The sequence below is a fragment of the Moorena sp. SIO4E2 genome (assembly GCF_010671945.1).
Classification (GTDB): domain Bacteria; phylum Cyanobacteriota; class Cyanobacteriia; order Cyanobacteriales; family Coleofasciculaceae; genus Moorena; species Moorena producens.
Window position 1 is genome coordinate 1 of the sequence record NZ_JAAHIE010000475.1, and the last position, 5647, is coordinate 5647.

Here is a 5647-nt window from a genome sequence, read left to right on the forward strand (position 1 = left end):
CGTCCAACCGGCTATCGCTATGTTGTAGGTTGGGAATATCAAAGCTTGGCTCGCTGTGTTGAACAAGCAGGATTTGAGATTTTTGATCATTACTACCGCCCACCTGGTTTACCCTGTGAGCAGCAATCTTGGTTAGTAATTGTCGCCCTTAACCGAGTGTCATATTCACTAGTGTCAGATTCAATGGTAGATGTGACCCAGAGCTAGCGTACGCTTCTCGCCAAAAAGTATCGGTAATTCTAAAAACGTCTCTAGCCACTCTTGCTTAGCCTTACCATAGGTCTCGATCCCAACAAACCCATCTGCACCTGAGAGCACTGCTAAAACCGCAATTGTGACTATTGACACGCCTAGGATGATCTTTACGGCGACCCACTCTGGGATCTTGAAGATCCTGAAAATGTTTGAGAACACTCTTTTTGAGAGCTGATTTGTAAACTCGCTGTAATCCTTGTAGGATAAGGCTTGCATCAATATAGTATATTTGAACTATTTAATAACCATAAGACAATCATAGCAACGCTTTCAGGCTTCTTAATATTTACTTTACAAATTAGCTCTGAGAATCAATGCCTCTCGTTCTTGCTTTAGAAAGCAGAATAGGTTTTCCAAAACCTTTTGACATGATCACTGCCCTGGAAATACTTTTCTTAGCTCATTCTTAGGTTAACTGCTTGCACTTTTGAGAGACAACCTTGACAGCAGAAACACTTTTGAACTTTATAAGCCGCTCTTTGTCAAGTGCAATTTATACCAAACTCAATGGGATTACCCTGGTCTAAACTCTAGGTTGTAATACTCAGCAAGTTTCATTATAATTTCAGTGTTCTTATGGGATATTAAATATGAGAAGATTCAAAACAATTACTTTAAAACCGATGGTTGTGCCGAAGACAGGCTATGCAGAGACATTCCAGGATAATGTCTGTCGTTCAAGCCACTTGGTCTGAAAATTTTTCCAAAAAAATTATTGATGCATCCGATTTTCCTTGTCAAGGGAAGTTGGTACATACCTTACTGCATATTCTAAGGTATCTTGTTGTATTAGCTGGATTTTTATGACAATCACATCTTCAGTTCATAATTCCGAGAACTTTGTCTTTCGCTTTTTACGCCTAAGCTTAATTAGTACTCTAGCTAATATGACTGTTCCGCTAGCGGGTCTTATTGATGCTATCTTTCTAGGACATATTGACAACATCAAAGTGTTAGCAGGGGTGACTTTGGCTACGATTATATTTGATTATCTCTACAGGATTTTACAATCTTTGAGAGATAGTACGAGCGCTATAACAGCCCACGCTTTAGGCAGTTCAAGGCAGCAAGAAGAAATACTTTTAGCTATTTTGCAGGGTGGGTTTGTTGCTCTAGTTGTTGGTCTAGTTATTTTGCTACTACAGTATCCCCTACAGATTCTCGGATTTGCTATCCTCAATGGCACGCCAGATATTGAAACTCAAGGCATGATTTATTTTCAGGCTCGGATCTGGGGTGCTCCTGCTGTCTTATTAATCTATGTATTGACGGGTTGGTATCTTGGGCAGAAGCAACAAAGAACAGTTCTGATTATGTCTTTAGTCGGTGTTGCAAGCAACGTCATGCTTGACTATGGGATGATTGGAAGGTTAGGGTGGGGTGCCTTTGGAGCAGGTCTAGCAACCGCACTAAGCCAATATATTGCTCTCAGTGTTGCCCTTGTCGGAGTCTGTCTTCAAATTAAATGGTCAAAACTACAGCAAGTCTCAAGTTTAGTTTTGCGATGGAAAGCATTGAAGAAAATTCTCGCATTAAGTGGTAATATTACGGTTCGATTTTTAGTCTTAATTTCGGCTTATGCTATTTTTACAAATTTTAGTGCAACCCAAGGCAATCTGACTCTAAGTAGTAATGGTTTACTGTTGCAATGGATTTTAGTTGGTGCTTTTGCTATCCATGGAATCCGACTGACAAGTCAAACTTTCATAGGGAGTTTTGCCAGTAAAGGAGCAGATGAGTTGGTTTTAAAGAGCTTATATTTATCAATGCTAACAAGTATACCAATCGTTTTTGGGTTTGCAGTATTACCACTCTTCTTCCCAGTTAAGATGTTTAGGTTACTGACTAATCATACAGAACTCTACCCGATTATGCAGGAAACCCTAATCTGGCTGTTTCCTTTTCTTCTCGCCCTTGCCAGCGCATCAATGTTAGAAGGATACTTTATTGGTTTAAAACGGGGTGTAACATTGCGAAATGCAGCTTTAGCTGCATTTATAGTCATGTATCTACCAATATCTATTACGGCAAGATATCTTGAGAATGTTAATCTGCTTTGGGCTTCATTGGTTGTTTACATGGCAGGAACAGCAATCTACCTAGCTAGGTGCGTTCTGGCAGAGCGAGTATTTGAACAAACCGTTGACACTCCCCCGGATGAATCACGGAGTATTCTAACCAAGGTTTAGCCTGCCGTCAGGCATAATTGCTACAACGTAGATTGAAGTTGAAGAAAAAAGGTTCTGCCAACTAAACGGGCAAGGGGTCTCCCGTTAAATCAAAGATTATAACGGGAGACCTTGCTCTCAAGGTGTGGAACTGAATTCCGCACACAGCCCCACCCTACGGCAGGGCCGTTTCATTCTCCACCCAAAAATTTGGGGTTAGGGATCTAAAAGCCTTTCATACTAGGCGATCGGATCATTTTTTTCTAAGATTAGACATTTTCAGAGGAAAAAAGAGATAAAACTGTCTCCAGTTCTGAGTTTAGGCGATCGCAAAAATTTAGAATCTGGAGTTTAGACTAACTGACTCCAAGGACTTGACCCCTAGTTCGTCAGGATGAGAAGATAAAAACTTTATAGAACTTTCCTCAAGTCCTGATGAAACTGAAACGATTACGAGAGTTTAGCCAAAAGGTCTATAATCAGATGAGAACTGCAAAGGATGCTGTTTTTGAATTGATGGATGCTGCGATCTTGACTCTTCGTCCAAGTTGTTTGGCGGAATTGTCTCTATCTTATGTCTTTCGTAGAGAGTGGGACTCAGCCTATGAAGCACTGTCTGATTGTAGACCTCACTGGTTAAATTTGCTGAAACTTTTTATACTCGAAATACCTCCAATCATTCAGCCAATATTAGTAGCTGACCATTCACCTTATTCCCTCCCGGATGCGGTGACTCTTACTGAAAAAACATACGAGTATCAAGCGTCTTCTGTGTCAGTAAATCCTCCAGTGGGCGTGGGGTAAGGGTACTCGACAGTTACTTATCTCCCTGAAAACAAAGGGAGTTGGGCGTTACCATTAAGCCATGAAAGAATCACTTCTGAACAAACTCCCATTGAAAAAGTAGCCACTCAACTGAAATAAATTTGTTATCTTTTAACTCAACGACCCATTGTACTGTTTGACAGTCAATATGGTTGTGCAAAATTACTCTTATAAATCGCAAATATCTGGTGTGACAAATTAATGCGATTGCGTTCTAATCTTTGTCTATATGGATTTCCACCAGGTTATTCAGGTATTGATCGTCCCCAAAAACATGGTCATAAATTCAAGCTGAATGACTCAACGACTTGGAATGAACCGGATGACATAGCGGAAGTTAATGACCCTAAATTTGGAAAAATCAAGTTGAAAGTCTGGCACAACTATCACTTCAAAGAATCCGCTTCACATTCAATGTCTATTGTACGAGTTGAACAACTTGACTCGAAAAAGACCAAGCCGTTATGGTTAGCTTGGGTTGGGTTTGAAATGCCATCTCTATTGGAAGTTTTTAAGTTATACCAAAGACGTTTTACTATTGAGCATTGGTATCGGTTTGCCAAACAGAGACTCCATTGGACATTACCGAAATTGGGAACAAAAGAAGGGTGTGACCGATGGAGTCAATTGATGCCTTTAATGACTTGGCAGTTGTGGTTAGTCCACAAAGAAATCACAGATAATCCTTTACTTTGGCAAAAACATCAAACTCAATTATCCCCCGGAAGAACCGCAGCAGCTTGGAGCGAAGTAATGTTTGCGATTGAAGTAATGTTTGCGATTGGTACACCTACTCGTTCACCCAAACTGCGTGGAAAATCCCCAGGCTGGCAAAAAGGCAAAAAGAGGAATAAGAAACTAAGGTGTCCTATTGTAAAAAAGGGCAAAGGTACCTTTAGCTAAAATAAAACGAATAAATTGAAAAAATTACCCTGATTTTTATAGAAATTTCGCAACGATTTCAGTTTGAATTTCCCCCAGAGATTGACTCATTCTTCAAGCTTTAGTCTAAACTCCAGTGGACTAGTAGAAGCAATGGCAGAAAGTGGAGGAGGTCCGGAAGTCATTGACGAAATTGCCAGGACTTTCCAAGCAATTAATCGGCTATCTTCCGAAGAAGTGGCTGCCATGCTAGCTGAGATGAAGGAAAATTCGTAAAAGCCTATGACGTTTCAAGTTGTTTATAAACCCATAAAATTTATGAAACTTACAACAGAAAAAATAGACGAATATAACAATCATGGATTTCTGTTAATTCCTGATTTATTTTCTCAAGAGGAAGTCTCGCTGATACAAGCACAGCTACCCGGTTTAATGGCTGAAGATGTACCAGGGCGAGTGCTATAAAAAGATCGTAATACGGTTCGCGCTTTACACGGTTGCTATCTGTTTAACAAGGTTTTCCACAACTTAATCCGAGAACCGCGCTTGCTCGAACCTGCCCATCAGCTTCTTGGCAGTCAGGTGTATCTTTACCAATTTAAGATTAATTTAAAAGCAGCTTTTGGTGGAGATGTATGGCCTTGGCATCAAGATTTTATCTACTGGCACAAGGAAGATGGAATACCACTACCGAAGGTTATTAGACTAGCAATTTTATTGGATGATCTGAATGAATTTAACGGACCGATGATTTTTATTCCAGGTTCCCACCAACAGGGGATGCTCGATGTATAAGCATCGGTAGCACAAACTGAAGCTAATCCTAAAACAGCAGATTATAAAGTGAATGTTAGCGCAAATATTAAATATTGTATTCCCCCACAAACTGTTACACAATTAGTTAAAAAAAAAAATTTTTTCGCCCCGAAAGGTACGGCTGGGTCTATACTATTATTCGATAGTAACGTGGTTCATGGCTCGGTTACCAACATTTATCCTTTTCCCCGCCGACTTATGATTATTACTTACAACAGTGTCGAGAATCTTCCCGTTTCTGTCGATCGGCCCAGACCAGAATTTTTGGTTAGTCGCGATTATAAGCCACTGAAACCTCTAGCTGATTCTGAAAGCCTCTTGTCTGGTCAATAAAAACAATAAAAATTAGGAATGGGTTCCAAAAAATGGATAAGTCTTCGTCAGATCGTTTTTTACCTACAGACAAACAAGAACTCCTCAAACTCCTGCTCCATAAAAAAGGCTTGCGTCAAGGGTCGGCCAAAACGATAACTCGCCGAACCGATGCTGGACCCATACCGCTTTCCTATTTTCAGGAACAACTGTGGTTGCTCGCACAACTCAATCCCAAGGTTCCTTTCTATAACGAGCCCGCAACAGTTCATATTCGGGGTCAATTAGATGCGATCGCACTAGAGAAAAGCCTGAAGGAAATTATCCGCCGTCACGAAGCTTTACGAACTAAGTTTATGATTGTGAGCGGACAACCCCTTCAAATTATT

6 protein-coding genes and 2 pseudogenes are annotated in these 5647 nt (G+C 40.4%); 7 read left to right on the forward strand and 1 reads right to left on the reverse strand.

The window, feature by feature from the left end; genetic code table 11:
* Positions 1-207, forward strand: a pseudogene (locus F6K37_RS30825) (hypothetical protein); the annotation flags it as partial.
* Here F6K37_RS30825 and F6K37_RS44925 read toward each other — a convergent pair.
* Positions 181-471, reverse strand: a complete 291-nt coding sequence (locus F6K37_RS44925) for a transposase family protein (RefSeq protein ID WP_353838691.1) — start codon at positions 469-471, stop codon at positions 181-183. The pseudogene F6K37_RS30825 and the gene F6K37_RS44925 overlap by 27 nt on opposite strands.
* A gap of 587 nt (positions 472-1058) precedes the next feature.
* On the opposite strand from F6K37_RS44925, the gene F6K37_RS30835 reads away from it, so the two are divergent.
* From F6K37_RS30835 to F6K37_RS30865, 6 genes and pseudogenes are all read left to right on the forward strand, one after another.
* Positions 1059-2444, forward strand: coding sequence for an MATE family efflux transporter (locus F6K37_RS30835; protein WP_287254341.1), 1386 nt, complete (start codon positions 1059-1061; stop codon positions 2442-2444).
* Positions 2445-2858: 414 nt separating this feature from the next.
* Positions 2859-4151, forward strand: a pseudogene (locus tag F6K37_RS45745) (NF041680 family putative transposase).
* A gap of 132 nt (positions 4152-4283) precedes the next feature.
* The gene (locus F6K37_RS30850; RefSeq protein WP_271968479.1) at positions 4284-4406 is read left to right on the forward strand and encodes a hypothetical protein; all 123 of its coding nucleotides are present in this window, start codon (positions 4284-4286) and stop codon (positions 4404-4406) included.
* Between the two features lie 42 nt (positions 4407-4448).
* The gene (locus F6K37_RS30855; RefSeq protein WP_158026741.1) at positions 4449-4595 is read left to right on the forward strand and encodes a hypothetical protein; all 147 of its coding nucleotides are present in this window, start codon (positions 4449-4451) and stop codon (positions 4593-4595) included.
* Between the two features lie 66 nt (positions 4596-4661).
* Positions 4662-4925 (forward strand): phytanoyl-CoA dioxygenase family protein, encoded by a 264-nt coding sequence (locus F6K37_RS30860; RefSeq protein ID WP_267875797.1) that lies wholly within the window; start codon positions 4662-4664, stop codon positions 4923-4925.
* 386 nt (positions 4926-5311) lie between these two features.
* Positions 5312-5647 (forward strand): condensation domain-containing protein (locus F6K37_RS30865; protein ID WP_287254345.1); only part of this gene is annotated, 336 nt, incomplete at its 3' end.

Bases quoted from the DNA above. Each gene is read 5' to 3' on its own strand.
- F6K37_RS44925 (WP_353838691.1), bottom strand. From the start codon at position 471: ATGCAAGCCTTATCCTACAAGGATTACAGCGAGTTTACAAATCAGCTC.
- F6K37_RS30835 (WP_287254341.1), top strand. From the start codon at position 1,059: ATGACAATCACATCTTCAGTTCATAATTCCGAGAACTTTGTCTTTCGC.
- F6K37_RS30850 (WP_271968479.1), top strand. From the start codon at position 4,284: ATGGCAGAAAGTGGAGGAGGTCCGGAAGTCATTGACGAAATTGCCAGG.
- F6K37_RS30855 (WP_158026741.1), top strand. From the start codon at position 4,449: ATGAAACTTACAACAGAAAAAATAGACGAATATAACAATCATGGATTT.